We start from the raw sequence: 26,323 nt of genomic DNA on the forward strand, positions 1-26,323 counted from the left end.
GCCACAGCGTTTTCCCACAGGCTGGCGGGATGCGATCCGTCCGGCAGAACGTTGTCCGCAGAAGAGGAACCGGTTTGGCATCGTTATGGCGTTATCTCCTGGCAGGTCTTGGTCTGGCTGCCCTGCTGGTCGGCGTTCTCGCGGTCGTCTATCTGACCGCACCGCAATCGGCGCAGCCCATCGCCCCGGACGTCTCGCGGACGAAGAACACCGACAACGGGCTGTTCGTGGCCAGCTTCGCGCCGGAGCGGGGTGTCGTGCGACAGGGCGAACTGCAATCCTGGCTGCTGACCTTGAAGACAAAGGCCGGTGCGCCGGTGGAGGGGGCCGCGATCACGATCTCCGGGGGAATGCCGCAGCACAATCACGGTCTTCCGACCAGCCCGCAGGCGACCGACTATCTCGGCGACGGGCGCTATCGCATCGAGGGTGTGAAATTCACGATGAGCGGCTGGTGGCAGCTGCACTTCGCCATCTCGGCCACCGCCGGATCCGACACGGTGCTGTTCAACGTGGTGCTGTGAGCGACCGATGAAGCGCCTTCTCTGCTTCTTGGCGTTGACGTTGGCGGCCATCCTCGCCGGTTGCGGCAAACCGGATTTCTCCGACGCCGAGAAGAAGACCATCGCCTCTCTGGCGTTGAACACGCTGCCGCTTCTGAAGCCCGACACCACCAACCGTTTTGCCGACGTGCCGGCCGCCGCAGCACTTGGCTCGACGCTGTTCTTCGATGTCGGGATGAGCCGCGACGGCGCGGTGTCCTGCTCGACCTGCCACAAGATCGACCGGCAGTTCCAGGACGACCTGCCGCAGGCGGTGGGCGTCGGCCGCACCAACCGCCGCACAATGCCGCTGGCCGGCGTGGCGCGCGACCCTTGGTTCTTCTGGGACGGCCGTCGCGACAGCCTGTGGGCGCAAGCGTTGACGCCGCTGGAAAATCCGTTGGAGCAGGCGGGAAACCGCGCCGCCTATGCGCACTACATCAAGGCGCGCTTCGGCGAACGTTTTGAGCGCATCTTCGGGCCGCTGCCCGATTTCTCCGGCATTCCGCTCAATGCCAGCCCGCTTGGAACTGATGCCGAGAAGGCTGCCTGGAACGCGATGAGCGACGCGCAGCGCGACGCCGTCAATCGCGTCTATGCCAACATAGGCAAGGCGATCGCGGCCTTCGAACGCTCGATCGAACCGGCACAGACGCGCTTCGACCGCTTCGCGCTGGACCTCTTCACCGGCGCCGAGCCGAAAGACGGCGCGGCCTTTTCCAGGGAGGAGATCCTTGGGCTGAAACTATTCATCGGCAAGGCCAATTGCGTGACCTGTCACAACGGCCCGCGCTTCACCGATAACGGCTTTCACAACACGGGCGTGCCGCCCGTTGCTGGCCTGCCGCCGGACCGCGGGCGCATCGACGCGGTGGCGCAGGCGGAGGCTGACCCGTTCAACTGCTTCGGCGCGTATCGGGATGGCGACGTCAGCGCCTGCGGCGAGTTGCGCTTCATGGTCAAGGACGCGCCGGAACTGATTCGCGCCTACAAGACACCGTCGCTGCGCGGCGCGGCAACACGCCCGCCCTATATGCACGCCGGTCAGTTTTCGTCACTCGATGAGGTGGTTGCGCACTACGCCAAGGCTGCACCGAGCGTCGAAGGCGTATCCGAAATCCATCCGCTGCAGCTTTCTGATCGCGAGCGCGCGGCGCTGGTGGCATTCCTGAAGACGCTTTCGGAATAGGCTCTGTTTTCTTGTTTGACCATGATCTCGTCCGAAAACCGGCGTCCACTTTTCGGGATCATGGTCATCGGTCCTTCACGGTCTCCATTGCCACGAAGGTCGAGGTCTGGGCGACATGGGGCAGGGCCGAGATGCGTTCACCGAGCACGCGGCGATAGGCGGCAATGTCCCTGGTGCGGACCTTCAGCAGATAGTCGAAGCTCGACGCCATCATGTGGCACTGCTCGATCTCCGGCACGCCCTGGACGGCGCGGTTGAAAGCGTCCAGCGCGGCGGAGCGGGTGTCCGACAATTTCACCTGGACGAAGGCGACATGGCCTTCGCCCATGCGCTCCCGGTCGATGATCGCCTGGTAGCCCCTGATGTAGCCGTCCTTTTCCAGCCGCTTCACCCGCGCCTGCACGGGTGTCTTGGAAAGACCGACCTTTGCCGCCAGTTCGGACATGGAAAGCCGGCCGTTGCTCGCCAGCGCCGACAGGATGTTCCTGTCGATCCGGTCCAATTGGTCTTCTGTCATGAAAAGCATAGTCCGTTTGATGAATTCATGGCACCATGATAGACCAAATGGGCTATAATGTCGATTTCTTCGGACCGACGAAAATTCACGCCTGTGCTAGCTTGCGCCATTCGGTCCGGTGATCGCCGGGCCGCTCCCTTATGCTTGCTCATAGGACCGCCATGCCGCTCGACGCTATCCGCCAGCAGATCCGCGCCAACTACCTGCCCGACGAAGACGAGGCGCTGAAGCGTCTGGCGGAGGCGACGGGGCTCTCGGCCGAGGACCGCCGGGCGATTTCGGCCCGCGCCGCCGACCTGGTGCGGGCGGTGCGCGGCTCGTCGGATCCACGGCTCATGGAGGTCTTCCTCTCCGCCTATGGCCTCTCCACCAAGGAAGGCGTGGCGCTGATGTGCCTGGCCGAGGCGCTGCTGCGCGTACCCGATGCCGAGACGATGGACGATCTCATCGCCGACAAGATTGCGCCGCACGATTGGTCGGCGCATTCCGGCGGTTCGAGCTCGATCTTCGTCAATGCTTCGACCTGGGCGCTGATGCTGACTGGCCGTGTCCTCGACGAGGGCGAGGGCGGCATCGAAGGCACGTTGCGTTCGATGGTGCGGCGATTGGGCGAGCCGGTCATCCGCAAGGCGGTCGCCGCCGCCATGCGCGAGATGGGCGAGCAGTTCGTGCTCGGCCGCACCATCGCGGAAGCCGTCAAGCGCGGCAGGCCGATGATCCAGAAGGGCTATCTCTATTCCTTCGACATGCTGGGCGAGGCTGCCCGCACCGAAGCCGACGCCTTGCGCTACCACAAGGCCTATGCCGACGCCATTTCCTCGCTCGATTCCGGCTCCAACGGACCTGATATCCGGCAGAACCACGGCATCTCGGTCAAGCTTTCTGCGCTGCATCCACGCTATGAGGTGGCGCAGGAGGAAGAGATGCTGCCGGTCATGGCCGAGCGCCTGCTGTCGCTTGCACTGGCCGCGCGGCATTCGCGCATGGGCCTCAATATCGACGCCGAGGAGGCCGACCGTCTCGATCTGTCGCTCGACGTGATCGAGCGGGTGCTGGCCGAGCCGGAACTCGCCGGCTGGAACGGTTTCGGTGTCGTCGTTCAGGCCTATGGGCCGCGCGCCGCCTTTGCCATCGACTGGCTTTACGCGCTGGCGAAGAAATACGACCGCACCATCATGGTGCGGCTGGTCAAGGGCGCCTACTGGGACACCGAGATCAAGCGGGCGCAGACGCTCGGGCTTTCCGGCTATCCCGTCTTCACCCGCAAAGCCAACACCGACGTCTCCTACATCGCCTGCGCGAAGAAACTGCTTGGCATGACCGACCGCATCTATCCGCAGTTCGCCACGCACAACGCCCACACCGTCGCCGCCATCCTGTCCATGGCGGGAGATCGCGATTCCTTCGAGTTCCAGCGCCTGCATGGCATGGGCGAGGCGCTGCACGAGACGGTGCGCAAGGCCGAAGGCACGCGCTGCCGCATCTATGCGCCGGTCGGCGCGCATTCCGACCTGCTGGCCTATCTGGTTCGCCGGCTGCTGGAGAACGGCGCCAATTCCTCCTTCGTGCACCAGCTGACCGACGAGGACGTCGAGCCGGAGGACATTGCCCGCGATCCGCTCGAGACGATCGAGCACCAGGGGCCGGCCGCCAATCCGGCGATTGTCCGGCCTTCCCAGATATTCGGTGCCGGCCGCCGCAATTCGAAGGGATTCGACGTCACCGACACGGTGACGCTGGCGGCAATCGACAAGGCCAGGGCGGCCTTTGCCGGGCCGGACCGCTGGCACGCCAAGCCGATCACGCGCGCCGCCGGTTACGGCAAGCAGCGCCCGATCGTCAATCCGGCGAAGCCTGACGAGGTGGTCGGCACGGTTCATGAGGCCACCGCCAAGCAGGTCTCGACCGCCGTGCGCATTGCGGTGGAAGCGCAGCCGGCCTGGGCCAAGCGTCCCGTCGCTGAGCGTGCCGCCATTCTCAGTCGCGCCGCCGATCTCTATGAGGCCAATGCGGTCGAATTCTTCGCGCTGGCCACCCGCGAGGCCGGCAAGTCGCTGGCGGACGGCGTGGCGGAGGTGCGCGAGGCGGTCGACTTCTTGCGCTATTACGCCGCCGAGGCGGCAAATGCCGAAGCGGGCACCGAGGCGCGGGGCGCCATCGTCTGCATTTCACCGTGGAATTTCCCGCTCGCCATCTTCACCGGCCAGATCGCGGCGGCACTCGTCACCGGCAATTCGGTGATCGCGAAGCCCGCCGAGCAGACGCCGCTGATCGCCTTCCGCGCCGTCGAATTGCTGCGCGAGGCCGGCGTGCCGGAAGACGTCATCCAGCTTCTGCCAGGCGACGGCCCGTCGGTCGGCGGGCCGCTGACCGCCGACCCGCGCATTGCCGGTGTCTGCTTCACCGGGTCGACCGAAGTCGCCAAGCTGATCGAAAAGCAGCTGGCCGAGACCGCGGCGCCGGACGCCATGCTGATCGCCGAGACCGGCGGCCTCAATGCCATGATCGTCGATTCAACCGCGCTGCCCGAACAGGCGGTGCGCGATATCCTGGCCTCGGCCTTCCAGAGCGCGGGCCAGCGCTGTTCGGCGCTGCGCGTGCTCTATGTCCAGAAGGACGTCGAGAAGAAGATGCTGGAGATGCTGAAGGGCGCCATGGAAGCGCTCAATGTCGGTGATCCCTGGCTGATCTCGACCGACGTAGGTCCGGTCATCGATGACGAGGCGCAGGCCTCGATCCGCGACTATTGCATCAAGAAGGGCCTCGAGGGCCGGCTGATCGCCAAGCTCGAAGCTCCGAAGGACGGCCGCTTCGTCGCGCCGCATGTCTTCCGGGTCAAGGGCATCGAGGAGATGGAGCGCGAGGTGTTCGGGCCGGTGCTGCACGTCGCCACTTTCGACGCCGACGGGATCGACGACGTGATCGCCGCCATCAACCGCAAGGGCTATGGCCTGACCTTCGGCCTCCACACCCGCATCGAGGGCCGCGCGCAGCATTTCGTCGACGGCATCCATGCCGGCAACATCTATGTCAACCGCAACCAGATCGGCGCCGTGGTTGGATCACAGCCTTTTGGCGGCGAGGGGCTGTCCGGCACGGGACCGAAAGCTGGCGGGCCGCACTATCTCAGGCGCTTCCGCAAGGCGGCAGAGGCCGGTACCCATGTGCAGGACGGTCACAAGGTGACGGCGACCGAGCTCGCCGACAATCTGCCGGATCCGACGCTTGGCGGCTGGTCGACCCGGCCGGACCGGATCGCCATTTTGCGCAAGCATCTGCGCGGCAAGGGCGCTGCAGCCATCGGGGCTGCCGCTGCTATCGATTTCGGCCAGGTCGATCTGCCCGGGCCGACCGGCGAGGCCAACACGCTGTCGCTGTCGCCGCGCGGGCGGGTGCTGTGTCTCGGTCCAGATGGCGATACGCTGCTCGCCCAGACGATCCAGGCGCTCGCCGCCGGCAATGCGGTGCTGGCCGTGGCGCCGGGAGCTCCCGCCGCACTTTCCGCGCTTACCGGGAAGGGCCTGCCTTTGGCGGCGATCGATGGCCGGCCCGATCCGGTCGAGGCACGTTCGCTGCGCGTAGATGTCGTCGCGTTCTCCGGTACACCGGAAGCGGCGCGCATCGTGCGCAAGGTGATTGCCGAGCGCAGCGGGCCGATCGTGCAGCTGGTCAGCGAGGTGCTCAATCCGGCGGCGTATGCGCATGAGCGGGCCGTCTGCGTGGACACGACGGCGGCGGGCGGCAATGCAAGCCTGCTCGCGGCGGCCTGAGCCGGCGCTGCCTCCCGGGCATTGGCGTCGTCAGGCGCCTTCGACGACGGAAAAGCCCTCGAATTGCGGGTGACCGAGATAGCGGACTTTGGTCGTGCCGACATTCCTGTGGGCGGCACGAAAATTCTCCGATTTGGTCCAGGCGACAAAATCGTCCTGGCTGGCCCACACCGTGTGCGACGCAAAAAGCGTGTAGCCCTCGGTCTCGTTGAGCGCGCCGCGCAGCAGACGGAATTCCCGGAATCCCTTGATTTCGGCGAGACTGGAATCGCGGTTCTTCCACACGGCCTCGAAATCGGCCTCCGATCCGTTCCGCACCTTGAAGCGGTTCATGGCGATGTACATGGGGTTCCTTTCATGCGGATGGCGATGGTTGTCGTCGCGGTTCCGTGCCATTCAAAATGGGCCGATTCCAACCTCGAACTCCAAATTTGGGCTTTCGGTTCGTGCCGGAATTGGGGGGAAGGGAGCAGCCTTGCGCACGATGCCGAGCGCGGCTTGATCGAAAGCCGCCGACCCTGAGCTCTCCAGGATGCGCAACTCATCTATGTTGCCCTTCCTGCCTATGACGAATGCGACAACCGCATTGTTACGTGCGGTCAGTTGCAGCGAAGGCGGGAGCGTACGATTGACGCTGCCGAGCTTTCTGAAGACGTCGCCCCGGTAGCTGTCTTCCGTGGCGCTGCCTGCCTCTTTCTGTCTCTTGCCCTTGCTGGCGGTCTGCGCCAGCCGGTCCAGGCCATCGGCCGTGCCGCTTCTCTCATCTGTCGCTGTCGCAGAGGCGGCTGCCGCAGTTGGCCGGGCGCTCGGGATCGGTGGCTGGTCTGGAACGGCGACAGGCATTTGGGTGCTTTCGGCCTGGACGCTTGGCTGTGCCGGCGTTTCGACCCTGGCAGCCACGCTGTTTTCCGGGCGAGGGGTCGCCGTTGCCAGTATGTCCGGCGTTGCCACCCGCTGCCTGACAGGTTCCGGCAAAGGCTGCGGCTTGGCTGCATCCTGGGTGGGTTCCGGAGCCTGGTGTAAAGCTTCTTTGGCCGGCTGCGGAGGTTCTGAGGGCGACACCGGTTTGACCGGTTCTGCCGGTTCCGGCTTGGCCGGCTGCGGGTTGGGCACCAGGGTCACGTTCATAGCTGGGGATTCGCGGTCCAGCGCGCTGCCGGCCACCTTGTCGCCGGAATGATCGCTGCCTTCCGATTGCTCCGCATCCGTCGAATTGAAGATGCCGGAAGGCGACATCAGAAAAAATGCCGCCGCTGCGCCATGAAGCAGGCAGGACGCGATAATGGCTGCCGGCCATTTGCCGTTACGGGCTGGCCATGCGGATGCAAGCCGCTCGGCCGGCGCTATCGCCAGTTCGCTGCCAGCGTCGGGGAGAGGACTGATTTCCTGCATGTCGCGGGCCGGAAATTGCAGCGACCAACGGGCAAAAGTCAAATCAAGATCGCTTGCCCCAAAAGGCAGGATGCCGGTGCTGGCCAGCGGCCGGACCACGGTGTCTTGCCCGAATAAGGGGTGCAGTCCCAATGCCTCAGACGCCGAAAGCGATACTGGTTTTGGTATCGGTCTTCAGCTTGCGCATACAGGCGGCGGGTTCGACACCGGCGCCCTCGCATTCGGTCGTGCTGTTGATCAGCACACGGCTGACCCTGGCGCAATCCGCGCCGGCCAGATCAAAGCGCGTCACCTTGGTCTTGCCGGACGGCAGGTCCTTGAAGTCGAGCACGGTCAGCCGGTCGACGACGCCGGCTTCGTTGAACAGGGCGATCTCGAACGCCGCCTTGGAGAGGTCGGCGCCGAGATTGTTGTTGATCAGGAAGGTCAGCCGGCAGCCCTTGTCGGAAGGTTGAGCGGCGTTGAGCTCCAAGGTGAGGACAGGCCCCGGCGCGGACCCTTCGGCCCACGCCGGAACCGTCGCAAGCGACATCGCCAGCGTCGAGGTCAGCAGACGAAGGGATGTCGTCAAGCTCGTCATGGTCGTCAGCCTCCGAACCGCATCGTCGCGGCCAGCTTCAGTGTGATGCCCGGCTCGTAGACCGCGACCGTGGTGCTGCCGTTCAGCGGGTTGGCGTATTTGACATCGAACAGATTGTCGGCACGGAAATCGACCTTCAAAGCGTCGGTCGCCTGATAGCTGGCGAAGGCGTTGACCAGCGTGTAATCCTTGGCCACCAAATTGCCCTTCGGCTTGCCGTTGTACTGCACTTCGCCGCCGACGGTGAGCTTGTCCTCAAGGAAGCGCAGCCCAAGCTGGGCTGTCGCCTGCGAGGACGGGATCGTGGCAAGATCGGCCTCGGCACCCTTGTAGGATATGGTGCGACCATCGATGAACGATGCGGAGAGGCCGGCATAGCCCCAGGCCGTGTCATAGACACTTTCCAGTTCGAATCCGTCGATCTTGGCCTTGGCGAAGTTCTGATACTGGAAGCAGATCGGGATGCCGGGGCCGAACGGGCAGCCGCTGCCAGGCGCGAACGGCGACAGCGTCACGCCATCGATGAAGTCTTCGACATTGTTGTTGAAGTAGGCCGCCTTGAATCGAAGCGCGTCGCCGGCCTCAACAATGTCGTTCTGCTTGTAATTGACGCCGAACTCGATCGTCTTGCCGGTTTCAGGCCGCAGATTGGGGTTGGGCAGGAACGGAAAGCTCACTCCCGCGGGATGGTTGCCGCTGATTAATGTCTCCGTGATCGACGGTGGGCGGTAGCCTTCCGCATAGGTGCCGTAGAGCTGGAGACCCGCGAGGCCGGCGGTTTCGAAGGGTGAGACGCCGACGGTCACGCGCGGAGAAACCCGGTCGCCCGACGCTTCGTGGGTATCGTCCTTCAGGCTGTAGCTGTCGTAGCGCAGACCGGCGATGACTTCGAGCCAGTCCCAGGCGAGCTTGTCCTGGACGTAAGCGCCAGAGACGTTGCGCTTGCCCGACGGCGTGTAGAAGCTGTCGCCGCCAGCCGCGCCACCGGTCTTGACGTTGTCGCCGACCCAGTCGCCGCCATAGGTCAGTTCGTGCGCGATCCCGCCGGTTTCGAAGCGCGATGTGTTCCAGATATCGATGCCCGTTGTGCCGACATCGAAAGTCGATTGCGACCCTGCCGGCACGACAATGGGGAGACCGGTCACCGGGTCGAAGCGGTTCTGCGGGACAAGGCTGGTCAGATCGAGATTGGTTTTGTTGTACGACGTGTTGATATGGAGGTCGAGCCAGCTCTTGTCTTCATCCGTGATGTTGTAGCGGGCCGTGAAGGTGTTCGACTTCAGGTCGACATCGTTGACCGGGACGCCGCCAGCGGTTTCTTTCCAGCCATCGCTTGAGCCCACCCAGCCGAGCTTCAGCTCGCTGTTGTCGGTCGGCCGGAGGGTGGTCTTGAGCAGGCCGCTCAGCACGTCGAAGCCGGTGCCTTTGACCGTGTCGCCGCCGCCATGCCTGTAGTCATCATAGTTGCGGTAAACGATGTTGGCCAATGCGTCCCAGTTCTCATTGAAGCGATAAGCGCCGGTGGCGCTGGTGGTCCAGCCCTTGCCATTGCTCTCATAGCGTCCGGTGACGGAGCCTGCCCATATCTCCTCGGGTCTGAGAAAATCCTCGGCATCCTTGGTATCGAAGAAAACGACGCCACCGATGGCGCCCGAGCCATAGGTGTTGGCGACGGGACCGCGGATCACATCGACGGATTTGACCAGCTCGGGATCGATATAGAAGGTCGATTGTGTGCCATGGTCGGAACGCTGGAAATCCTGACGTGCCCCGTCGACGATCACCGCGACACGGCCAAAATCCTGCAGGCCGCGAATGTTGATGCTGGTGCTGACGCGCCTGGCGTCGGCCTGAGCGGCGACACCCGGAATGCCGAGCAGCATCTCGTTCGGCGTCGTCGCCATGCGGCGATCAAGCTGCTCCTGGCCGACATGGCTGGCCGAGGCCAGCGATTCGATCGCGGTCTCACCGGTGCGGCTGATGACCAGGACTTTGTCGAGCAACGTTGCGCCTGCCTGTGCGGCCTTTTCTTCGTCAATCTTTTTCGACTGATCAGCCTGCTGTCCCGCCGCCGGCTGCGCCGCCTGTTGCCCGTGCGCTGATGGCGCGGACAGGGCGATCGCCGCCACGCTCGCCAACAAAGCCGCTCCGCCGTTGGTCGCGGCCCGGCCGCGCCATTCCCAATTCATCAATCCCATGCCCCAACTCCAAATTCCAGGTTGCGCGCTGGCTGGCCTGGGGCTGGCTCGCATTTTTGATCATGGCCGGGGTTTAAATGTTGACTCGATTACTCCGGTATTGCACTGACTAGTAAACATGATTATCCGAGTCAAGAAATGAATCGGCAATAGCGTAACGCTTAGCCAGATGCCCGGCACAGGAAAGGGATCGATCCCAGATGAACACGCACAATCCGAACGATTTTCGTTATCGCACCCGCCGCTCCGATGATGCCTCCACCCGGTTTGATCGGATCCCAATGGCGGTGCGAACGCTCTCCAGCAACACGCTGTTCCAGGGTGAGCACGAGATCGGCATCGAACATCATGGCGCGCTCTATCGGCTGAAGATCACCCGGCAGGGCAAGCTCATTCTCAACAAGTAAGACAAGGCATCAGGGGTAAGAGATGGATCAGCGCGTAAAACCCGCCGCACATGAAATCCGGCGGGCACGGACGGAGAATCCGAAAGCGCGCGAGCGTGACCTCGCCGTCCAGATCGGCATTTCCGAAGCCGAACTCGTCGCCGCGCATTGCGGCGACGGCGTCATTCGCATCGAGCCGCGCGTCAATGATCTTCTGACCGGGCTCGAGGCCGTCGGCGAGGTGATGGCACTGACCCGAAATGAAAGTGCCGTGCACGAGAAGATAGGCGTCTACGACAAGGTTCTCACCGGCAATCACAATGCCATGGTGCTCGGCGAGAACATCGACCTGCGCATCTTTCCGAAAGTCTGGGCGCATGGCTTTGCCGTGGAAAAGCGCGACGGCGACGACATCCGCCGCAGCCTGCAGTTCTTCGATGTGGCGGGCGAGGCGGTGCACAAGGTGCATCTGCGGCCGGCTTCCAGCCTCTACGCCTACCAGAAGCTGATCGCTTCGCTGGAATCGTCGAACCAGGAGCCGGCGATCGACATTTCAGTGCCAATCCCGGACGAGAGCGAGGCTGCGGCAACCACCGCCAGTCTCGACGACCTGCGCGACCGCTGGAGCCGGCTGACCGATGTGCACCAGTTCTTCGGCATGCTGAAGACACTGAAGCTCAGCCGCCGCCAGGCGGTGCGCATGGTCGGCCAGGACTATGCCTGGCTGCTCGACAAGGACGCGGTCCGCGCCATGTTCGATCATGCCGCCGAAGGCGGGATGCCGATCATGTGCTTTGTGGGAAACCGCGGCTGCATCCAGATCCATTCGGGGCCTGTCAAGTCGATCAAGCCGATGGGGCCGTGGATCAACGTGCTGGACGAGACCTTCCACCTGCATTTGCGAACCGACCACATCCATGAAATCTGGGCGGTGCGCAAGCCGACCAAGGACGGCCATGTCACCTCGCTGGAGGTCTATGCCGCCAATGGCGACATGATCATTCAGTTCTTCGGCAAGCGGCATGAAGACGAAGGCGAGCGCGACGACTGGCGATTCCTGGCCGAGACCTTGCCGCGCATTCCCAGCCCGACGGCAGCCTGAGGAACAGTGTGATGCGGTTTTTCCCGAACCTGCCAGTCATGCGCGGCTCGATGCTTGGGCCGATGGTCGGCCTTTCGCTTGCTTTTGCCGCGCTACAACCGGCTGGCGCCGCTGAGGACGTCGCTGTCTTCCCGGATCCTTCCAAGATCGCGGCCATCGGTGGCTCGATCACCGAAATCGTCTACGCGCTTGGCGAGGAGAAGCATCTGGTGGCCCGCGATTCCACCAGCCGCTATCCCAGAGCCGCGCTCGGCCTGCCCGATGTCGGCTATATGCGCCAGCTGTCACCGGAGGGTGTGCTGTCGGTCAATCCGACCGGCATATTGGCGCTGCAGGGCAGCGGGCCCAGGGAAGCGGTCGACGTGCTGAAGAAGACCAGCATCCCGTTCGTCGAAGTGCCCGAACATTATAGCCGCGAAGGCATTCTCGAGAAGGTCCGCATTGTCGGCAAGGCGCTCGGCATCGACGCCAAGGCTGACGCACTGGCCGACGAGCTTGATGCCAAGCTCACGGCCGCCGAAAAGCAGACAGCCTCGATCAAGCAGCGCAAACGCGTCCTGTTCGTGCTGTCGATACAAGGCGGCAAGATCCTGGCGGCCGGCGGCGAGACCGCGGCCGATGGCATCATCAAGCTCGCCGGCGCGGTCAACGCGATCGAAGGCTTTTCCGGCTACAAGCAGATGTCCGACGAGGCCATCGTCACCGCCAGCCCGGATGTGGTCCTGATGATGAGCAATGCCGGGCCGCCGGTGTCGGACGAGGAATTGTTCGGCAATCCGGCGATCGCATCGACGCCGGCTGGAACCGCGCGCAAGATAATCCGCATAGACGGTGCCTACCTGCTCGGCTTCGGGCCGCGCACCGCCGACGCCATCCACGACCTCGCCGTCTCGCTCTATGGCGGGCAGGTCACGGACTAGCGGGGCATATCATGGTCGATCAATCGATCGCCGGTCCGGTGAAGGTGATGGATGCATCCGAAGGCGACCGTTCCGGGCGCGCCCGCGCCGTCATTCTTCTGCTGTGCCTGGGGCTTGCCGTTGCCGTCTTGCTGTCGCTCACGTTGGGAGCATCGGACGCGTCGGCTGTCAACGTTCTCAGGGATCGGCTGTTTGGGGCTGTTCCAAGCGACACCGCCTTGAGCGCCCGCGACAGCCTGATCGTCTACGATATTCGCCTGCCGCGCGTCATTCTCGGCATGCTGGTGGGCGCAGCGCTCGCGGTCTGCGGCGCCGTCATGCAGGGGCTGTTCCGCAATCCGCTGGCCGACCCCGGCCTGATCGGCGTTTCCGCTGGCTCCAGCCTCGGCGCGGTTGCCATCATCGTGCTCGGCGGCACCATACTGGCACCGATGACGGCCTTGCTAGGCACGTTTGGGCTGCCTCTGGCCGCCTTCAGCGGTGGGCTTGTCGCGACATTGGTGCTCTGCCAGGTCGCCACACGGCAGGGCCGCACATCGGTCGCCACCATGCTGCTCGCCGGCATCGCGCTTGGCGCGCTTGCGATGGCGCTGACCGGCATCCTCATCTTCATGGCGGATGATCGCCAGTTGCGCGACCTGACCTTCTGGTCGCTCGGATCGCTGGGCGGCGCGACCTGGGCGAAGATCGGGTCTGTGGGGCCGATCATCATATTGGCGCTGGCTGCGATGCCGTTCCTGGCGCGTGGCCTCAACGCGCTGGCGCTCGGCGAGGCGACCGCCGGCCATCTCGGCATACCGGTGCAGCGGCTGAAATACACGGCCATTGTCGGCGTCTCGGCGGCAGTCGGGGCTTCTGTTGCCGTCAGCGGCGGGATCGGCTTCGTCGGCATCGTCGTGCCGCACCTGCTGCGCCTGCTGATCGGCCCGGACAATCGCTACCTCCTGCCGGCCTCGGCGCTGCTCGGTGCTTCGCTGCTGCTGCTCGCCGACGCCGTTGCCCGCACCATCGTGGCGCCGGCCGAATTGCCGATCGGCATCGTCACCGCAATATCAGGCGCGCCATTCTTCCTGTGGATCCTGCTGCGCAAGCGCGGCGTCGTCGATCTCTGAAATTGGGACTGTGAAGCTGGGATGATCGAGGCACGGAATGTTTCGGTGGCGATTGGGGGCAAACGCATCGTCGGCGGCGTCGATCTCGACGCGCGGCCGGGCGAAGTGGTGGCAATCGTCGGCCCCAACGGCTCCCGGCAAGACCACCTTCTTGAGGGCGTTGTCCGGCGAGCTTGCCTATACCGGATGCATCGCCCTCAACGGCCGCGACCTTTCAGAAATGAAGCCGGTCGAAATTGCCGTCCAGCGCGCGGTGTTGCCGCAGGCAACGACCCTGTCCTTTCCATTCACGGTGCGAGAAGTGGTCAAGCTCGGACTTGTCGGCGGCCGCTCGGGTGTCTTGCCGGGCGAGGATGCGCGGTTGCCGGAGCGGGCGCTGGCCCGCGTCGATCTCGACGGCTTTGCCGGGCGTTTCTACCAGGAGCTTTCGGGCGGCGAACAGCAACGCGTCCAGCTTGCGCGCGTGCTGTGCCAGGTCTGGGCGCCGGTGCTCGACGGCAAGCCGCGCTATCTCTTCCTTGACGAGCCGGTTTCCAGCCTCGACATCAAGCACCAGCTGATCATCATGAACATCGCCCGCGACTTCGCCAGAAGGGGCGGGGGCGTGATCGCCATTTTGCATGACCTCAACCTGACAGCCATGTATGCCGATAGGATCTTCGTCATGCATCGCGGCGGATTGGCCGCGAATGGTTCGCCAAAGGATGTGCTGAGCGATGATCTGATCGAGAAAGTGTTCGATTGCCGGCTAAGGGTCGGCGCTCTGCCGGCCGGCAACATGCCGTTCGTGCTGCCGCAATCGTCGGCTTAGGCTTGGCACGAGGAAAGATTTGCCAAACCCTTCCCACTGGCGGCATCGCGCACCAATGCGTCAATAGATTTGAGCCGCCAAAGCCGCGTTGTGGACTACGCGGCCGGCGCGCGGCGCTCCAGCATGTCGATGCCGAGCAGGTTGCGCACATTCGGCCGTGCCGCCACGAGATCGGCGATCGTGTAGCGGGCAAGCACGGCGAAGAAGGCGTTGAGCGCCTCGCGCAGTGCCGAATTCAGCGCGCAGCTGTCGACCAGCGGGCATTCGGCGGCGTCGTTCTCGAAGCATTCTGCCATGGCGAAGCTTTCCTCGGTGACGCGCACGACGTCGAACAGGCTGATCGCCTCGGCTGCGCGGCCAAGCCGGACGCCGCCATTCCTGCCGCGCACGGTCTCGACAAGGCCGTTCTCGACCAGCGGCTGCAGGATCTTGAACAGGAAAAGCTCCGACACGGAATAGGCGGCCGCGATCTCTGGAATGCGGCTCAACCGGTCATTGTTGGCGGCACAATACATCAGGATGCGCATGGCATAGTTGGTTTGGCGCGTTAGCCGCATCTTGTCCTCGCTAGGCGCTGGCGCAACCCACGCCAGTTTCCAAAAACTTCGCCGCGCGGCTTCCATCCGGAATTCGGATTCGCCACGCTGGCCTCGACCCGAATATGGCTTATACCTTGGAATAATTCCAGACTGGCATCGTTTGATAGATGAATATTCTCGTCAACTTTATGTGCGCGGTGGAGCGAAAAGCTTGGGAAATCGGTCGTCGCGGGCATTTTGGCGGCCGAAGCACTAGATAGGCTGGGATCGACGAGGAGCGGCTCATCATGTCTCAATCGGCCCAGTCCCTGGCGTCTGTCCGTTTCGACACCGACGCGGCCGCCAAACTCTCCGCGCTGCGGCGAACCAAATTCATCGCCACGGCCGCGCTGGCGCTTTGCGTGCTGGTGTTTGTGCTGGCCAAATCGTTCCAGGGCACCTATCCATGGCTGGGGTTCGTCGCTGCATTCGCCGAGGCGGCGACCATCGGCGGCCTCGCCGACTGGTACGCGGTGGTGGCGCTGTTCAGGCGGCCGCTCGGGCTGCCGATCCCGCACACCGCCATCATTCCGGAAAACCAGAACCGCATCGCCGACAATCTCGGCCGTTTCATCGAGGTCAACTTCCTGGCGCCGGAGCCGGTGCGGGAAAAGCTGGCCGAGGTCGACTTTTCGGCGCTGGTCGCCGACTGGCTGGCCGATGCCGAGCGCGCCGCCGGCCTGTCGCGCTTCGTCGTGCGCCTGGTGCCGCAGACGCTTGCCGCCGTCGAGCAATCCGGGCTGCGCGGCTTCGTCACCAGCCGCATGCTCGAGCAGATCGAAAAGGTGCCGTTGGCGCCACTGGCAGCCGAGCTGTTGTCCGCACTCACCGATGACCGCCGCCATCAGAAGCTGTTCGACGAATTCATCAAGGTGATCGGCCGCTTTCTCAACGACGAACAGGCGCTGGCGACGATGCGCGAGAAGATCCGCGAGGAACTGCCGTCGCTGTTCAACCTGTTCAGGGCCGACGCCTATCTGCTGAAGAAGATCGTCGCCTCGGCGGGCTCCTTGCTCGACGAGGTGCGGGCCGACCCGAACCATCCGATGCGCGCCGAGTTCGACCGTTTCGCGCAAGGCTTCGTCGAGCGGCTGCGGACGTCGAAGCAGTATGCCAGGCGTGCCGAGAAGATGAAGCACGATTTCCTCGCCAGACCGGAAGTCAGGGCGCTGGCCGGCGATATGTGGGAGAGCCTCAGCCTGTTCATCGAACAGGACGCCAAGGCGCCGAATTCGGTGATCCGCGCGCATCTCGCCAACATGTTCGTCGAGGTCGGGCGGCACCTTGCCGGCGATGCGCAGATCCGGGCCGACATGAACCAGGGGTTCGTCGTGGCGCTGGCCTCCTTCGTCGAGAGCCAGAAGAGCGGCGTTTCGAAATTCATCGCCGACCAGGTCAAGCGCTGGGACCTGGCGCAACTGACGCGGCTGATCGAGATGAACATCGGCAGGGACCTGCAATATATCAGGTTCAACGGCATGATCATCGGAGGGCTGGCGGGTATCGTGCTCTACACGATCGAGCTGCTGCTCCCGGTCAATTGATGCGTCTCGCTCGCCAGGCCTGTGTTCGAAATGGACATACGGCAGCCCAGTGCTATTCTCCCGATGAGGGCACCGCATCCGCGGCAACAGGGGAGAAGACACTCATGGCAAAGCAACCGGAATCTGATTCCTTCATGGACATGTTCGGCAGGTTTGGCCGCGACCTGAAGGTGCCCAATGTCGATGTCGAGGCGATTCTCGCCCATCACCGCAAGAACCTCGAAGCCTTGGAGAAATCGGCGCGCGCCAGTGCCGCCGGAGCGTCCTCGCTGCTGTCGAGGCAACGCGAAATGCTGCAGGACACGCTGCGCGAGGTTGCCGACATGGCACAGAGCTACCGGGCGCCGGGGAACCCCCAGGAACTCATGGCCAGGCAGACGGAGTTCGCCAGGAAATCCTTTGAGGCCGCGCTCAAAAATGCCGGTGAAGTGGCCGAACTGGCCAGGAAATCCGGCACCGAATCGATCGACATCCTGCGCGCGCGCATCAAGGAGGCGATGGAGGAGATCCGCGCCGGCTACGGGCAGAAGTAGGCTTCCCTGTCGTTCCGCCTTCGGCCAAGCATGCCGGTTGGCAATTCCGCAACCTTGCGCATAGTTGCATTGGCGCCACGCCATAGGCTCCCGGCAGCTTTGGACGGTCCGAAAATCCGAATTCGACCTGCCATTGCATGTCAAGGCATGGCACGATTCAGCCGGAAATCGGCGGAACGGATTCACGCAGGGCGAATTGACAGAGGCGGTCAGTTCGTGGTCCGGAGGCGCTGCAAGCTATCGGGAAAGCAGGAATGACTGAAGTACGGCCTAAAACGCCGCCAACCTACGAGCAGTTGAGGACGATGTCCGGGCAGGAGCTCGGCGTCTCGGAATGGACCACGGTCGACCAGAACCGTATCAACCAGTTCGCCGAATGCTCCGGCGACCATCAATGGATCCATGTCGATCCCGAACGGGCGCGGCGGCAGAGCCCGTTTCGCACGACGATCGCGCATGGCTACCTGACGCTGTCGATCATCGGCGCGCTGGCGCTCGGCATGGGCATCGTGCCGGAGAACACCCAGGCCGCCTTCAACTATGGCTTCGACAAGGTGCGATTCCTGGCGCCGGTCAAGGTCGGTGCGCGCATCAGGCTGCGCACCACGCTGCTTTCCATGGAAGACAGGGGCCCTGGCCAATACCTGATGAAGGCCGCCAACACGGTCGAGATTGAGGGTGAGGAGAAGCCTGCATTGACGGCGGAGACGCTGGTCATGCTCTATGAGCGCCGCAAGCGGGCAGGGGCCTGAGCAGCGTTCGCCCAAAGCCCCCGCAGGTCACGCAATCCCGGGCTGTGGACGGCCGGAAATGCGCAACGATAAGAGCGCGAGCACCAGCGCAACCAGCGCCATGGCCGTTGCCGTCGCAAAGGTGACCTGCATGCCCCGGGCGGCCGAAGCGGAACTCAGCATGTCCTGACCTGTTCCTTGCCGAGCACCGGCCGATGCGACCGCGAATATTGCGCCCATCAAGGATGCGCCGGTGATGAGGCCGAGATTGCGCGACAGGTTGAGCAACCCCGATATGACACCACGCTCGCCGGCACCGACACCGCTCATGACAGCCGCGTTGTTGGATGTCTGGAACAGGGCGTAGCCGAAGCAGGTGACGGTGATCGGAACGACATAGCTGGCAATGCCGAGTTTCGTCATGGCGAGGGATAGAAGGGCTGTACCCGTGGCGAGGCTGATCAGGCCGGCGACCATCATCCTGTAGGCACCAAACCGATCCGAAAGCCGCCCGGCAAGTAGCGCCGACAGGGTCGAGACGAGCGGCCCGGTCGAAAGCACCACGCCGACCATCGCGGCATCGAGCCCCAGCCCCCGCGACAGATAGAACGGGGCGACGACCAGGGTCGCCATCATCACCGTGGCGACGATGAGGCTCATGGCCAGGCTGGCACTGAGCCGCAGATCCCGGAAGCTGGCAAGCTGGACCAGAGGGTTCTTCACGCTCCTCTGCGCGACAGCGAACAGCACGATGCCGGTCGCGGTGGCAGCCAGCAGGCCGACATTGAGCACGCCGAAATTACCCCGGCCAAGCGTCATGGCCATCGCATAGGCGGCCAGCGTCAAGCCCAGCAGGACGGTGCCTGTCGCGTCGAACTTGCCTTGGGCGGCCTGGGCTGCCTTGTTGGCGCCAGGCAGCGCGCGCCAGGCGAGGACGAAGGTCAGCAGGCCCAACGGAACATTGACGAGGAAGATTGCCCGCCAGCCGAGGCCGGCGATCAGCAAGCCGCCGAGCGAGGGGCCGAGTGTCGTGCCGATCGCGGACATGGCGCCGAGCAGGCCCATGGCACTACCGGTCCGGTCCTTGCTCACGGTCTCCGCGACGAACGCCAACGTCAGCGCCATCATCAGCGCCGCGCCAAGTCCCTGCATGGCGCGAGCCGCGATCAGCAGCCAGAGCGTCGGCGCCAGGCCGCAGAGCACCGATGCCGATGTGAACAGCGCGATGCCGCCAAGCAGCAACGGCCGACGCCCGAACATATCGGCCAGCCGGCCGGCGCTGACGATCAGCGTGGTGATGGCGAGGAGATAGGCGAGAACCACCCATTGCACACCCTGGAACGACGCGCCGAACGCCTGCATCAGCGAGGGCAGCCCGACGCTGGCAATGCTGGTTCCCAACGATGGCAGCAAGGTGGCGAGCGACAGGCTCGCCAGCGCCCAACCGGCGGATTGAATTTTCTGCGAAGCTGGTATCGGCCTCTCCCGATTTTGCTCAGCGACTGCCATGGCGATCTCCTTTCCACTCGCTCCATCCTACCGGAGCAACCGGAGATCTAGCCCTGTCGCTGATATGGCGGAAGGCGCAGCATTTGCATCATATTCGTGCATCAGACGCCACATCATGTTATGCACCGCAGATGACATCCCCCGATCTCAATCTGCTCTTCGCACTCGACGCCTTGCTGGCGGAAGGCAGCGTGGCGCGGGCCGCGCGCCGTCTGCGGCTCAGCCCCTCGGCGATGAGCCGGACGCTGGCGCGGCTGCGCGAGGCGACGGGCGATCCTCTGCTGGTCCGCGCCGGGCGCGGCCTGGTGGCGACACCGCGCGCGGAGGAGTTGCGGCAACAGGTCGGCCTGGCTGTCCAGGACGCGGAAGCGCTGCTGCGTCCTGCCGAGTTGCTTGATCTCCCGCGCCTGGACAGGGTCTTCACGCTGCGCACCAATGAGGGCTTTGTCGAGGAGTTCGGGCCGCGTCTTGTCGCCCGCGTCGAGGCCGATGCGCCTGGGGTGCGGCTGCGTTTCGCGCCGAAGTCCGACAAGGATGCGATGTCGCTGCGCGACGCGGCGATCGACCTGGAAATCGGCGTGGCAGGCGAAACCGGGCCCGAAGTGCGCATCCAGGCGCTGTTTCGCGACCGCTTCATCGGTGCGGTTCGAGCAGGCCATCCCCTGGGCGAAAGCACGGTGACGCCCGAGCGCTACGCGGCGGGCCGGCATATCAGCGTTTCCCGGCATGGCCGTGAGAAGGGGCCGATCGACGACGCCTTGAGCGCGCTTGGCTTGCAGCGGATGGTCGTGTGCATGGTCTCGGGTTTCTCGGCGGCGCTTGCCATGGCACGTGCTTCCGACCTGATCGCCAGCGTGCCCGAACGGCATAGCGCCGGCGCGCGCGCCGGGATGCACAGTTTTGCGCTGCCGGTCGCCACCGTGGAAGTCACCATTTCCATGCTTTGGCACCCGCGCCTGGATGCCGATCCGGCGCAACGCTGGTTGCGCGAGTGCGTGCGGGAGGTCTGCGCCGGCCGCTGAGCGAATGCGGCGCGGGATCAGTGCGCCATCGCCGTTTCAAGCACCTTGAAAATCCGGTCGTCTCCGCACTGGGCGACGTTAAAGCGCACGAAACGGCTCGCTGTCTGCGACAGGCTGAACGCATTGCCGGGCGCCAGCACGACATTATCGGCCAAAGCGCGACGGGCGACTTCGGCCGCGGCGACGCCATCGGGTAGGCCGCACCACAGGAACAGGCCGGCCGGCTGGTCGATCCAAGGCGTGATGCCGATTGCCTTCAGCCGGGCGCCGGTCTCGGCCATTGCGCGTGCAAGCTTCGCGCGCAGCAAATCCATATGCTTGCGGTAGCTGCCATCCTTCAGCAGCGTCAGGACCAGTTCGGCCGCCAGCCGTCCGCCGCCGAAGGTCGTGGCAATCTTGAGGTCGGTCAGGCCCTCGATCCAGTCGCGGGGCGCGGCGATGAAACCGCAGCGGACCGACGCCGACAGCGTCTTGGAGAAACTGCCGATATGGACGACGCGGCTGAGGCCATCGAACGCTGCCAGCCTCGGGGCAGGGGTGTGTTCGAAATCGGCGAAGATGTCGTCCTCGACGATGGTCAGGTCCGACTGGTCGGCGAGCTTCAACAGACGGTGCGCGGTGACCGGCGATAGGATCGCACCGGTCGGATTGTGGATGGCGGAGTTGGTGATGTAGAGGCGCGGCCGGTGTTCGGCCAACGCCTGCGCGAACAGCTCGATATCCGGTCCTGACGGCGTATAGGAAACGCTGACGACCTTGGCGCGATGGGCGCGCAGCAAAGCGTGGAAATTGAAATAGCAGGGGTCGTCGACCAGCACCGTGTCGCCAGGTTCGATCAGGAACCGGCACAGGAGATCGATGGACTGCGTGCCCGATTCCGTCAGCATGATCTGTTCGGGGGAGGCTTCGATGCCATGCCCGGCCATGCGCCGCGCCAGCAGCTGCCGCAGCGGCGGCAGGCCAAGCGGCGTTCCGTAATCGGCAAGCGCGATATCTTCGGCACGCGCGACCGTGCGCAGGGCGCGGCGCAAGCCGGCCTGGGGCATCCACGAGGCCGGCAGCCAGCCGCAGCCGGGTTTCAGGGTTTCGCCGCCGGCATCCAGCGACTGACGCGAGACCCAGAGCGGATCGACGACACGGTCGAGCCGAGGACCGATCTCGGCCAGCGACAACGGCGCCAGCGATCCGGCGGCGTAGAAGCCGGAGCCTGGCCGCGAGCGGATCGCGCCTTCGGCGGCGAGCCGCTCATAGGCTTCGACGACGGTGGATTTCGACACCTGCATGGACTTTGCGAAGGCGCGGATCGAGGGCAGTCGGGCTCCGGGTGTCAGGCTGCGCGCGGCGATCCTCCGACGGATGGTCGCCATGACGCTTTCGACAAGCGTCGCGCCGCCGTCGAGCCTTGTGGTCAGCTCGTCCATCTGTACTCCTCGTGTGGCCATTACAGTTTTGTGGAATTGTACTGCATTGTCTCTGGTGGCGCCATGGGGTGAGCCCGATAGAAGGCCCAACAGAAGGAGCTTTTCATGGACAAGGCTGCGAGCGGCTGGGTGAGCGGTTTCATCGGCGTGTTGATCTTCAGCGGATCCTTGCCGGCGACACGCGTGGCGGTGATGGATTTCGATCCGATCTTCCTGACCTCGGCCCGCGCCGCCATAGCCGGCCTGCTCGGTCTGGCGCTTCTGCTCTTGTTTCGCGAGAAGCGCCCCGAGCGGGGCGACTTGCTGTCCCTGGCGATCATCGCGCTTGGTGTGGTGGTCGGTTTTCCCCTCTTGACCGCGCTGGCGCTGAAGCACGTCACCTCCGCGCATTCCATCATCTTCGTCGGCCTGCTGCCGCTGGCGACCGCGACCTTTGGCGTGCTGCGCGGCGGCGACCGTCCCCGCCCGGCCTTCTGGCTGTTTTCATGTCTGGGCAGCGCGCTGGTCGCGGGTTTCGCCCTGATGCAAGGCGTGACCGCTTCACCGGTCGGCGACAGTTTGATGCTAGCCGCCATCATCGTCTGCGGGCTGGGCTATGCCGAAGGGGCCGCGTTGTCGCGCAGGCTTGGCGGCTGGCAGGTGATCTGCTGGGCGTTGGCGCTGTCGCTGCCGATCATGCTGCTGCTGATGTTCGCGACGCTGCCACCGTCCTTCGCCGGCGTCGGCCCCAACGCCTGGATTGGTCTCGCCTATGTCTCGCTGTTCAGCATGCTGATCGGCTTCGTGTTCTGGTATCGCGGCCTGGCGCAAGGCGGCATCGCGGCGGTCGGCCAGTTGCAGCTGCTGCAGCCTTTCTTCGGCCTCGCGCTGGCGGCGACCCTGCTGCATGAGAAGGTCAGCCCGCTGATGATCGTCGTCACGCTCGGCGTGGTGGCATGTGTGTTCGGGGCGAAGAAATTCGCGCGGTAGTCGGGAAGAGACTCCCGCACCTAGAATTTCGTCACCACCCCAATGCCGATGCCCTCGAAGCCACCCATCGCCATCAAGGCCGCGGGCGCCTCCTCGAGACTGATCTTTTTGCCGACCAGCAGTTCGGGCTTGAGCTTGCCGGTGCGGATCATCTCCATCAGCGCTGGGTAGCGATAGGCCTGCATGCCATGGCTGCCGAGGATCTCGAGTTCGAAGGCGATGATCTTGTCCATCGGCACTTGCGGGCGGGCGTGCTCGCCCAGCATCAGGCCGGCCTGCACGTGGCGGCCGCGCCGGCGCAGATTGGCGATGGAATTGAACGATGTCGTGGGGTGGCCGAGCGCGTCCATCGACATATGCGCGCCGCCATTGGTGATCTGCTTGACGGCCTTGACCACATTCGGCGTCGTCGAGGCGTTGATGGTGGCGACCGCGCCGATCTTCCTGGCGAAGTCCAGCTTCTCGTCGGAGAGATCGATGCCAATGACATTGGCGCCCATCGAACTGGCGATCATGATCGCCGACAGGCCGACGCCGCCGCAGCCGTGCACGGCCACCCATTCGCCCGGTTTCACCCGGCCCTGATCGACGATGGCGCGGAACGAGGTGACGAAGCGGCAGCCGAGGCTGGCGGCGGTGGCGAATTCCATCTCGTCGGGCAGGCGCACCAGGTTGGTGTCGGCATGCTCGATGGCGACATATTCGGCGAAGGAGCCCCAGGCATTGAAGCCGGGTTGCGACTGATGCTCGCAAACCTGGTGATTGCCTGACGTGCATTCGAAGCAGCGGCCGCAGCCGACGGCGAACGGCACGGTGACGCGCTCGCCCGCCTTCCAGCGGGTGACATGCTTGCCGGCGGCAACCACGACCCCGGCCAGTTCGTGGCCCGGCACATGCGGCAGGCGGATATCGGCGTCATGGCCCATCCAGCCGTGCCAGTCGCTGCGGCAGAGCCCGGTCGCCTCGACCTTGATGACGACGCCGTCAGCAGCCGGCTTCGGATCGGGCACGGTCTGGATCGTCGGCGCTTCGCCGAATTTCTCGAAGACGACGGCTTTCATTGGTTACTCCACCCTTGAGACGGCAAACACTAATGGAAACGATAGTCGATTCCGTGTCCGGTCAAGCGGAAATCAATTCTGCCAGAGCGGCAGCAACTCCGCAGTCTTCCCTATTCGGCATCTATCTGGTTCTGCGGCGCGGCTTTCTGGAAGGCTGGCAGCGCCATGCAGGCGGCGTTGATGCGGGCGATCGTCGGGTAGGGCGTCAGGTCGACGCCGAAGCGCGCATTGCTGGTGACCTGTGCCGCGAGGCAGATGTCGGCCAGCCCCGGCGCTTCGCCATGGCAGAATGTTCCGGTCCGCGGCGAGGAGGCCAGAATCTTCTCAAGCGGCCCGAAGCCTTCATTGACCCAGTGGCGGAACCAGTTGGTAATGTCTTGGTCGCCGGCGCCGAACAGGGTGCGCAGCGAGGTCAGCACGCGCAGATTGTTCACCGGGTGGATGTCGCAGGCGATCATCTGCGCCAGCATCCTGACACGCGCCCGGCCGGGCGGGTCCTTCGGCAGCAATGGCGGCTCGGGCTGCGTTTCGTCGAGGAATTCGATGATTGCCAGCGATTGCGTCAGCACCATGCCGTCATCCCATACGATTGTCGGCACCAGTCCCTGCGGATTGAGCGCGAGATAGGCGGGCTCCAGATGCTCGCCGTGGCGCAGATGATGCGGGACGTAGTCGTAGCTCAGCCCCTTCATCTCCAGCGCGATCCGCACCCGGTGGGAGGTGGAGGAACGATAGTAATTGTGCAGGACGATGTCGCTCATGATTTCGGCTGGCCGATGGTTATCTCGATCGTGCCGATGCCGTCGATCCCCCCGGTCATCGTCTCGCCCGGCTTGACCGCGCCGACGCCGGCGGGCGTGCCGGTGAAGATCAGGTCGCCCGGTTGCAGCTCGACTGCTTCGCTGCAGATCGAGACGATGTCGGCCACCGGCCAGATGAGTTCGGCGAGATCGGCATCCTGTTTCACCGTGCCGTCGACGGCGAGCCAGATACGACCCTTCGCCGGGTGCCCGGATTTTTGCGCGGGAACCAGTGGGCCGCAGGGGGCGGAGCGGTCGAAGGCCTTTGACCAGTCCCATGGCCGCGCCGCCTTCTTGGCGGCATCCTGCAGATCGCGGCGGGTGAGGTCGATGCCGACGCCGTAGCCCCAGACGTGATCGAGCGCCTTGCCGTGGGTAATGCGAAAACCGGCGGCACCGATCGCGACCACCAGCTCGATCTCGAAATGCAGGTTCTCGGTGAGAGGCGGGTAGGGAATCGTCGTGCCGGAATCGACCACGGCATCGCCGGGCTTGGTGAAGAAGAAGGGCGGATCGCGCTCGTCATTGCCGAACTCGCGCGCGTGCGCCGCGTAGTTGCGGCCAACGCAGAAGATTCGCCGCACGGCAAAGCGCTCGGCTGAGCCGGCGATGGCGACAGAAGGCGTTGGCGGCACGGGTAGGACGAATGCGGTCATGTGGAGCCCTGGAACGACTATCGGAGAATTGCGGCACCTTCGGCCGATTTCGAGGGGCGGGCAAGCCGCCGCATTTGGCGCGGCAACAATTCGCAAAAGGTCGTACAAGGAATCCAGATGGCGGCGGTATACTATTTGGCAATAATTCGCTCGTGATCGCGGGGCTACCTTATGCCCGAAACTGAATAGGGCTCGAAACCAACGCCATGACGTCAGCCACTGATTGTGCCCGGTTCCTGATCATCGACGATCACCCGTTGTTTCGCGAGGCGCTGCACAGCGCCGTGCAGATGGCTTATCCAGAGGTCGACACGGTGGAGGCGCGCTCGATCACGGAGGCGGTGGAATTGCTGGCCGACGCGAAGCCCTTCGACCTTGCGCTGCTCGACCTCAGCATGCCCGACGTCCATGGTTTCGATGGGCTGCTGCAGCTCAGGACCCGCTATCCGCGCCTGCCGGTGGTGATCGTGTCCGGGCATGAGGAGCCAAGGATCATTTCGGAAGCGCTTTCCTATGGGGCCGCCGGCTTCATCCCGAAATCGGCGCGCAAGAGCGATCTGGCCAATGCAATCCGCTCGGTGATGGACGGCGCGATCTATGTGCCGGAAACCTATGAGGGCCAGCCGCCGGACGCCGACAGCAGCAACCGCGCCGACATGGTCCAGCGCCTGTCGACGCTGACGCCGCAACAGCTGAGGGTGCTGCAGATGCTGCGCCAGGGCCTGCTCAACAAGCAGATCGCCTACGAGCTGCAGGTCGGCGAAACCACGGTCAAAGCCCATGTCTCGGAGATATTGCGCAAGCTCAACGTCTACAGCCGCACGCAAGCGGTGATCGAAGTGTCGAAGCTGGATAATGCGGAGTTGTTTCGCGATCAGGCGGGGTTTTGAGTTTCCCCTAGAACATAATCTGACCTGATGGAATCGCGAGGGATTCCCATCGGCGAGAATATCTGATTCATCATGTCTGCTGGATATGGA

24 protein-coding genes and 1 pseudogene are annotated in these 26,323 nt (G+C 64.2%); 14 read left to right on the forward strand and 11 right to left on the reverse strand.

The window, feature by feature from the left end; genetic code table 11:
* The first annotated feature begins 74 nt into the window (after positions 1-74).
* Both FJ930_RS25405 and FJ930_RS25410 read left to right on the forward strand, forming a co-directional pair.
* Entirely contained in the window at positions 75-524 is a 450-nt protein-coding gene (locus FJ930_RS25405; RefSeq protein WP_141840592.1) for a FixH family protein, read from the forward strand.
* A gap of 7 nt (positions 525-531) precedes the next feature.
* Positions 532-1,731, forward strand: coding sequence for a cytochrome c peroxidase (locus FJ930_RS25410; protein WP_141840575.1), 1,200 nt, complete (start codon positions 532-534; stop codon positions 1,729-1,731).
* A gap of 64 nt (positions 1,732-1,795) precedes the next feature.
* Here the strand turns inward: FJ930_RS25410 and FJ930_RS25415 are convergent, their stop codons facing one another.
* Positions 1,796-2,248 carry an Lrp/AsnC ligand binding domain-containing protein gene (locus FJ930_RS25415; RefSeq protein WP_140694245.1) on the reverse strand — a complete coding sequence of 151 codons (453 nt, stop codon included), beginning with the start codon at positions 2,246-2,248 and terminating at the stop codon, positions 1,796-1,798.
* 161 nt (positions 2,249-2,409) lie between these two features.
* Here FJ930_RS25415 and putA point away from each other — a divergent pair, with 161 nt between their 5' ends.
* Positions 2,410-6,018, forward strand: coding sequence for a bifunctional proline dehydrogenase/L-glutamate gamma-semialdehyde dehydrogenase PutA (putA, locus tag FJ930_RS25420; protein WP_141840593.1), 3,609 nt, complete (start codon positions 2,410-2,412; stop codon positions 6,016-6,018).
* Between the two features lie 30 nt (positions 6,019-6,048).
* On the opposite strand, the gene FJ930_RS25425 is transcribed toward putA, so the two are convergent.
* From FJ930_RS25425 to FJ930_RS25440, 4 genes are read right to left on the reverse strand one after another with little or no spacing between them, the layout of a single operon-like run.
* The gene (locus tag FJ930_RS25425; RefSeq protein ID WP_141840594.1) at positions 6,049-6,363 is read right to left on the reverse strand and encodes an antibiotic biosynthesis monooxygenase; all 315 of its coding nucleotides are present in this window, start codon (positions 6,361-6,363) and stop codon (positions 6,049-6,051) included.
* Positions 6,364-6,414: 51 nt separating this feature from the next.
* Positions 6,415-7,542 carry an energy transducer TonB gene (locus tag FJ930_RS25430; RefSeq protein ID WP_348642750.1) on the reverse strand — a complete coding sequence of 376 codons (1,128 nt, stop codon included), beginning with the start codon at positions 7,540-7,542 and terminating at the stop codon, positions 6,415-6,417.
* Positions 7,543-7,546: 4 nt separating this feature from the next.
* Positions 7,547-7,990 carry a hypothetical protein gene (locus FJ930_RS25435; protein WP_141840576.1) on the reverse strand — a complete coding sequence of 148 codons (444 nt, stop codon included), beginning with the start codon at positions 7,988-7,990 and terminating at the stop codon, positions 7,547-7,549.
* A gap of 5 nt (positions 7,991-7,995) precedes the next feature.
* Entirely contained in the window at positions 7,996-10,188 is a 2,193-nt protein-coding gene (locus FJ930_RS25440; protein WP_141840577.1) for a TonB-dependent hemoglobin/transferrin/lactoferrin family receptor, read from the reverse strand.
* 200 nt (positions 10,189-10,388) lie between these two features.
* Here FJ930_RS25440 and hemP point away from each other — a divergent pair, with 200 nt between their 5' ends.
* The 5 genes and pseudogenes from hemP to FJ930_RS25465 all read left to right on the forward strand — a co-directional run bounded on the left by hemP (position 10,389) and on the right by FJ930_RS25465 (position 14,519).
* Positions 10,389-10,595, forward strand: coding sequence for a hemin uptake protein HemP (gene hemP, locus FJ930_RS25445; RefSeq protein ID WP_140740983.1), 207 nt, complete (start codon positions 10,389-10,391; stop codon positions 10,593-10,595).
* Positions 10,596-10,617: 22 nt separating this feature from the next.
* Positions 10,618-11,676: a hemin-degrading factor gene (locus FJ930_RS25450; RefSeq protein WP_141840578.1), complete on the forward strand. Its 1,059-nt coding sequence runs from the start codon at positions 10,618-10,620 to the stop codon at positions 11,674-11,676.
* A gap of 11 nt (positions 11,677-11,687) precedes the next feature.
* Positions 11,688-12,596: a hemin ABC transporter substrate-binding protein gene (locus FJ930_RS25455; protein ID WP_141840579.1), complete on the forward strand. Its 909-nt coding sequence runs from the start codon at positions 11,688-11,690 to the stop codon at positions 12,594-12,596.
* Between the two features lie 11 nt (positions 12,597-12,607).
* Positions 12,608-13,708, forward strand: coding sequence for an iron ABC transporter permease (locus FJ930_RS25460; protein WP_141840580.1), 1,101 nt, complete (start codon positions 12,608-12,610; stop codon positions 13,706-13,708).
* Positions 13,709-13,729: 21 nt separating this feature from the next.
* Positions 13,730-14,519 (forward strand): annotated as a pseudogene (locus tag FJ930_RS25465) (heme ABC transporter ATP-binding protein).
* Positions 14,520-14,614: 95 nt separating this feature from the next.
* Here the strand turns inward: FJ930_RS25465 and rirA are convergent.
* A complete protein-coding gene (gene rirA, locus FJ930_RS25470) occupies positions 14,615-15,076 on the reverse strand; it encodes an iron-responsive transcriptional regulator RirA (RefSeq protein ID WP_137934645.1) in 462 nt (153 codons plus the stop codon).
* Positions 15,077-15,345: 269 nt separating this feature from the next.
* On the opposite strand from rirA, the gene FJ930_RS25475 reads away from it, so the two are divergent.
* The 3 genes from FJ930_RS25475 (at position 15,346) to FJ930_RS25485 (ending at position 17,926) form a co-directional block, all read left to right on the forward strand.
* On the forward strand, positions 15,346-16,641 hold the full coding sequence (locus tag FJ930_RS25475; protein WP_141840581.1) for a DUF445 domain-containing protein: 1,296 nt from the start codon (positions 15,346-15,348) through the stop codon (positions 16,639-16,641).
* Positions 16,642-16,745: 104 nt separating this feature from the next.
* A complete protein-coding gene (locus tag FJ930_RS25480) occupies positions 16,746-17,174 on the forward strand; it encodes a phasin family protein (RefSeq protein ID WP_141840582.1) in 429 nt (142 codons plus the stop codon).
* 254 nt (positions 17,175-17,428) lie between these two features.
* Positions 17,429-17,926 carry a MaoC family dehydratase gene (locus FJ930_RS25485; RefSeq protein WP_141840583.1) on the forward strand — a complete coding sequence of 166 codons (498 nt, stop codon included), beginning with the start codon at positions 17,429-17,431 and terminating at the stop codon, positions 17,924-17,926.
* Between the two features lie 27 nt (positions 17,927-17,953).
* Here FJ930_RS25485 and FJ930_RS25490 read toward each other — a convergent pair whose 3' ends face one another.
* Positions 17,954-19,414: an MFS transporter gene (locus tag FJ930_RS25490; protein WP_141840584.1), complete on the reverse strand. Its 1,461-nt coding sequence runs from the start codon at positions 19,412-19,414 to the stop codon at positions 17,954-17,956.
* Positions 19,415-19,545: 131 nt separating this feature from the next.
* Between FJ930_RS25490 and FJ930_RS25495 the strand changes: the two genes are divergently transcribed.
* Entirely contained in the window at positions 19,546-20,436 is an 891-nt protein-coding gene (locus FJ930_RS25495) for a LysR family transcriptional regulator (protein ID WP_141840585.1), read from the forward strand.
* Between the two features lie 17 nt (positions 20,437-20,453).
* Here FJ930_RS25495 and FJ930_RS25500 read toward each other — a convergent pair whose 3' ends face one another.
* Positions 20,454-21,857, reverse strand: coding sequence for a PLP-dependent aminotransferase family protein (locus tag FJ930_RS25500; RefSeq protein ID WP_141840586.1), 1,404 nt, complete (start codon positions 21,855-21,857; stop codon positions 20,454-20,456).
* A 105-nt stretch (positions 21,858-21,962) separates the two neighbouring features.
* Between FJ930_RS25500 and FJ930_RS25505 the strand changes: the two genes are divergently transcribed.
* Positions 21,963-22,826 carry a DMT family transporter gene (locus FJ930_RS25505; RefSeq protein WP_141840587.1) on the forward strand — a complete coding sequence of 288 codons (864 nt, stop codon included), beginning with the start codon at positions 21,963-21,965 and terminating at the stop codon, positions 22,824-22,826.
* A 20-nt stretch (positions 22,827-22,846) separates the two neighbouring features.
* Here the strand turns inward: FJ930_RS25505 and FJ930_RS25510 are convergent, their stop codons facing one another.
* The 3 genes from FJ930_RS25510 to FJ930_RS25520 form a co-directional block, all read right to left on the reverse strand.
* Positions 22,847-23,887, reverse strand: a complete 1,041-nt coding sequence (locus tag FJ930_RS25510) for a zinc-dependent alcohol dehydrogenase family protein (RefSeq protein WP_141840588.1) — start codon at positions 23,885-23,887, stop codon at positions 22,847-22,849.
* 110 nt (positions 23,888-23,997) lie between these two features.
* On the reverse strand, positions 23,998-24,648 hold the full coding sequence (gene maiA / locus FJ930_RS25515) for a maleylacetoacetate isomerase (protein ID WP_141840589.1): 651 nt from the start codon (positions 24,646-24,648) through the stop codon (positions 23,998-24,000).
* Complete coding sequence (locus FJ930_RS25520; protein ID WP_141840590.1) at positions 24,645-25,343, reverse strand: fumarylacetoacetate hydrolase family protein; 699 nt, start codon at positions 25,341-25,343, stop codon at positions 24,645-24,647. The genes maiA and FJ930_RS25520 overlap by 4 nt, the downstream gene beginning before the upstream one ends.
* A gap of 206 nt (positions 25,344-25,549) precedes the next feature.
* Here FJ930_RS25520 and FJ930_RS25525 point away from each other — a divergent pair, with 206 nt between their 5' ends.
* The gene (locus tag FJ930_RS25525; protein ID WP_141840591.1) at positions 25,550-26,233 is read left to right on the forward strand and encodes a response regulator transcription factor; all 684 of its coding nucleotides are present in this window, start codon (positions 25,550-25,552) and stop codon (positions 26,231-26,233) included.
* Positions 26,234-26,323: the final 90 nt, after the last annotated feature.

This window comes from Mesorhizobium sp. B2-4-15 (assembly GCF_006658505.1).
Taxonomy (GTDB): domain Bacteria; phylum Pseudomonadota; class Alphaproteobacteria; order Rhizobiales; family Rhizobiaceae; genus Mesorhizobium.

Excerpts from the sequence above, each read along its gene's own strand:
- FJ930_RS25450 (WP_141840578.1), top strand. The coding sequence starts at position 10,618 with ATGGATCAGCGCGTAAAACCCGCCGCACATGAAATCCGGCGGGCACGG.
- FJ930_RS25480 (WP_141840582.1), top strand. The coding sequence starts at position 16,746 with ATGGCAAAGCAACCGGAATCTGATTCCTTCATGGACATGTTCGGCAGG.
- FJ930_RS25490 (WP_141840584.1), bottom strand. The coding sequence starts at position 19,414 with ATGGCAGTCGCTGAGCAAAATCGGGAGAGGCCGATACCAGCTTCGCAG.
- hemP (WP_140740983.1), top strand. The coding sequence starts at position 10,389 with ATGAACACGCACAATCCGAACGATTTTCGTTATCGCACCCGCCGCTCC.
- FJ930_RS25455 (WP_141840579.1), top strand. The coding sequence starts at position 11,688 with ATGCGGTTTTTCCCGAACCTGCCAGTCATGCGCGGCTCGATGCTTGGG.
- putA (WP_141840593.1), top strand. The coding sequence starts at position 2,410 with ATGCCGCTCGACGCTATCCGCCAGCAGATCCGCGCCAACTACCTGCCC.
- FJ930_RS25435 (WP_141840576.1), bottom strand. The coding sequence starts at position 7,990 with ATGACGAGCTTGACGACATCCCTTCGTCTGCTGACCTCGACGCTGGCG.
- FJ930_RS25410 (WP_141840575.1), top strand. The coding sequence starts at position 532 with ATGAAGCGCCTTCTCTGCTTCTTGGCGTTGACGTTGGCGGCCATCCTC.
- FJ930_RS25510 (WP_141840588.1), bottom strand. The coding sequence starts at position 23,887 with ATGAAAGCCGTCGTCTTCGAGAAATTCGGCGAAGCGCCGACGATCCAG.
- rirA (WP_137934645.1), bottom strand. The coding sequence starts at position 15,076 with ATGCGGCTAACGCGCCAAACCAACTATGCCATGCGCATCCTGATGTAT.
- FJ930_RS25415 (WP_140694245.1), bottom strand. The coding sequence starts at position 2,248 with ATGACAGAAGACCAATTGGACCGGATCGACAGGAACATCCTGTCGGCG.
- FJ930_RS25505 (WP_141840587.1), top strand. The coding sequence starts at position 21,963 with ATGGACAAGGCTGCGAGCGGCTGGGTGAGCGGTTTCATCGGCGTGTTG.
- FJ930_RS25520 (WP_141840590.1), bottom strand. The coding sequence starts at position 25,343 with ATGACCGCATTCGTCCTACCCGTGCCGCCAACGCCTTCTGTCGCCATC.
- FJ930_RS25485 (WP_141840583.1), top strand. The coding sequence starts at position 17,429 with ATGACTGAAGTACGGCCTAAAACGCCGCCAACCTACGAGCAGTTGAGG.
- maiA (WP_141840589.1), bottom strand. The coding sequence starts at position 24,648 with ATGAGCGACATCGTCCTGCACAATTACTATCGTTCCTCCACCTCCCAC.
- FJ930_RS25460 (WP_141840580.1), top strand. The coding sequence starts at position 12,608 with ATGGTCGATCAATCGATCGCCGGTCCGGTGAAGGTGATGGATGCATCC.
- FJ930_RS25500 (WP_141840586.1), bottom strand. The coding sequence starts at position 21,857 with ATGGACGAGCTGACCACAAGGCTCGACGGCGGCGCGACGCTTGTCGAA.
- FJ930_RS25475 (WP_141840581.1), top strand. The coding sequence starts at position 15,346 with ATGTCTCAATCGGCCCAGTCCCTGGCGTCTGTCCGTTTCGACACCGAC.
- FJ930_RS25440 (WP_141840577.1), bottom strand. The coding sequence starts at position 10,188 with ATGGGATTGATGAATTGGGAATGGCGCGGCCGGGCCGCGACCAACGGC.
- FJ930_RS25495 (WP_141840585.1), top strand. The coding sequence starts at position 19,546 with ATGACATCCCCCGATCTCAATCTGCTCTTCGCACTCGACGCCTTGCTG.
- FJ930_RS25425 (WP_141840594.1), bottom strand. The coding sequence starts at position 6,363 with ATGTACATCGCCATGAACCGCTTCAAGGTGCGGAACGGATCGGAGGCC.
- FJ930_RS25525 (WP_141840591.1), top strand. The coding sequence starts at position 25,550 with ATGACGTCAGCCACTGATTGTGCCCGGTTCCTGATCATCGACGATCAC.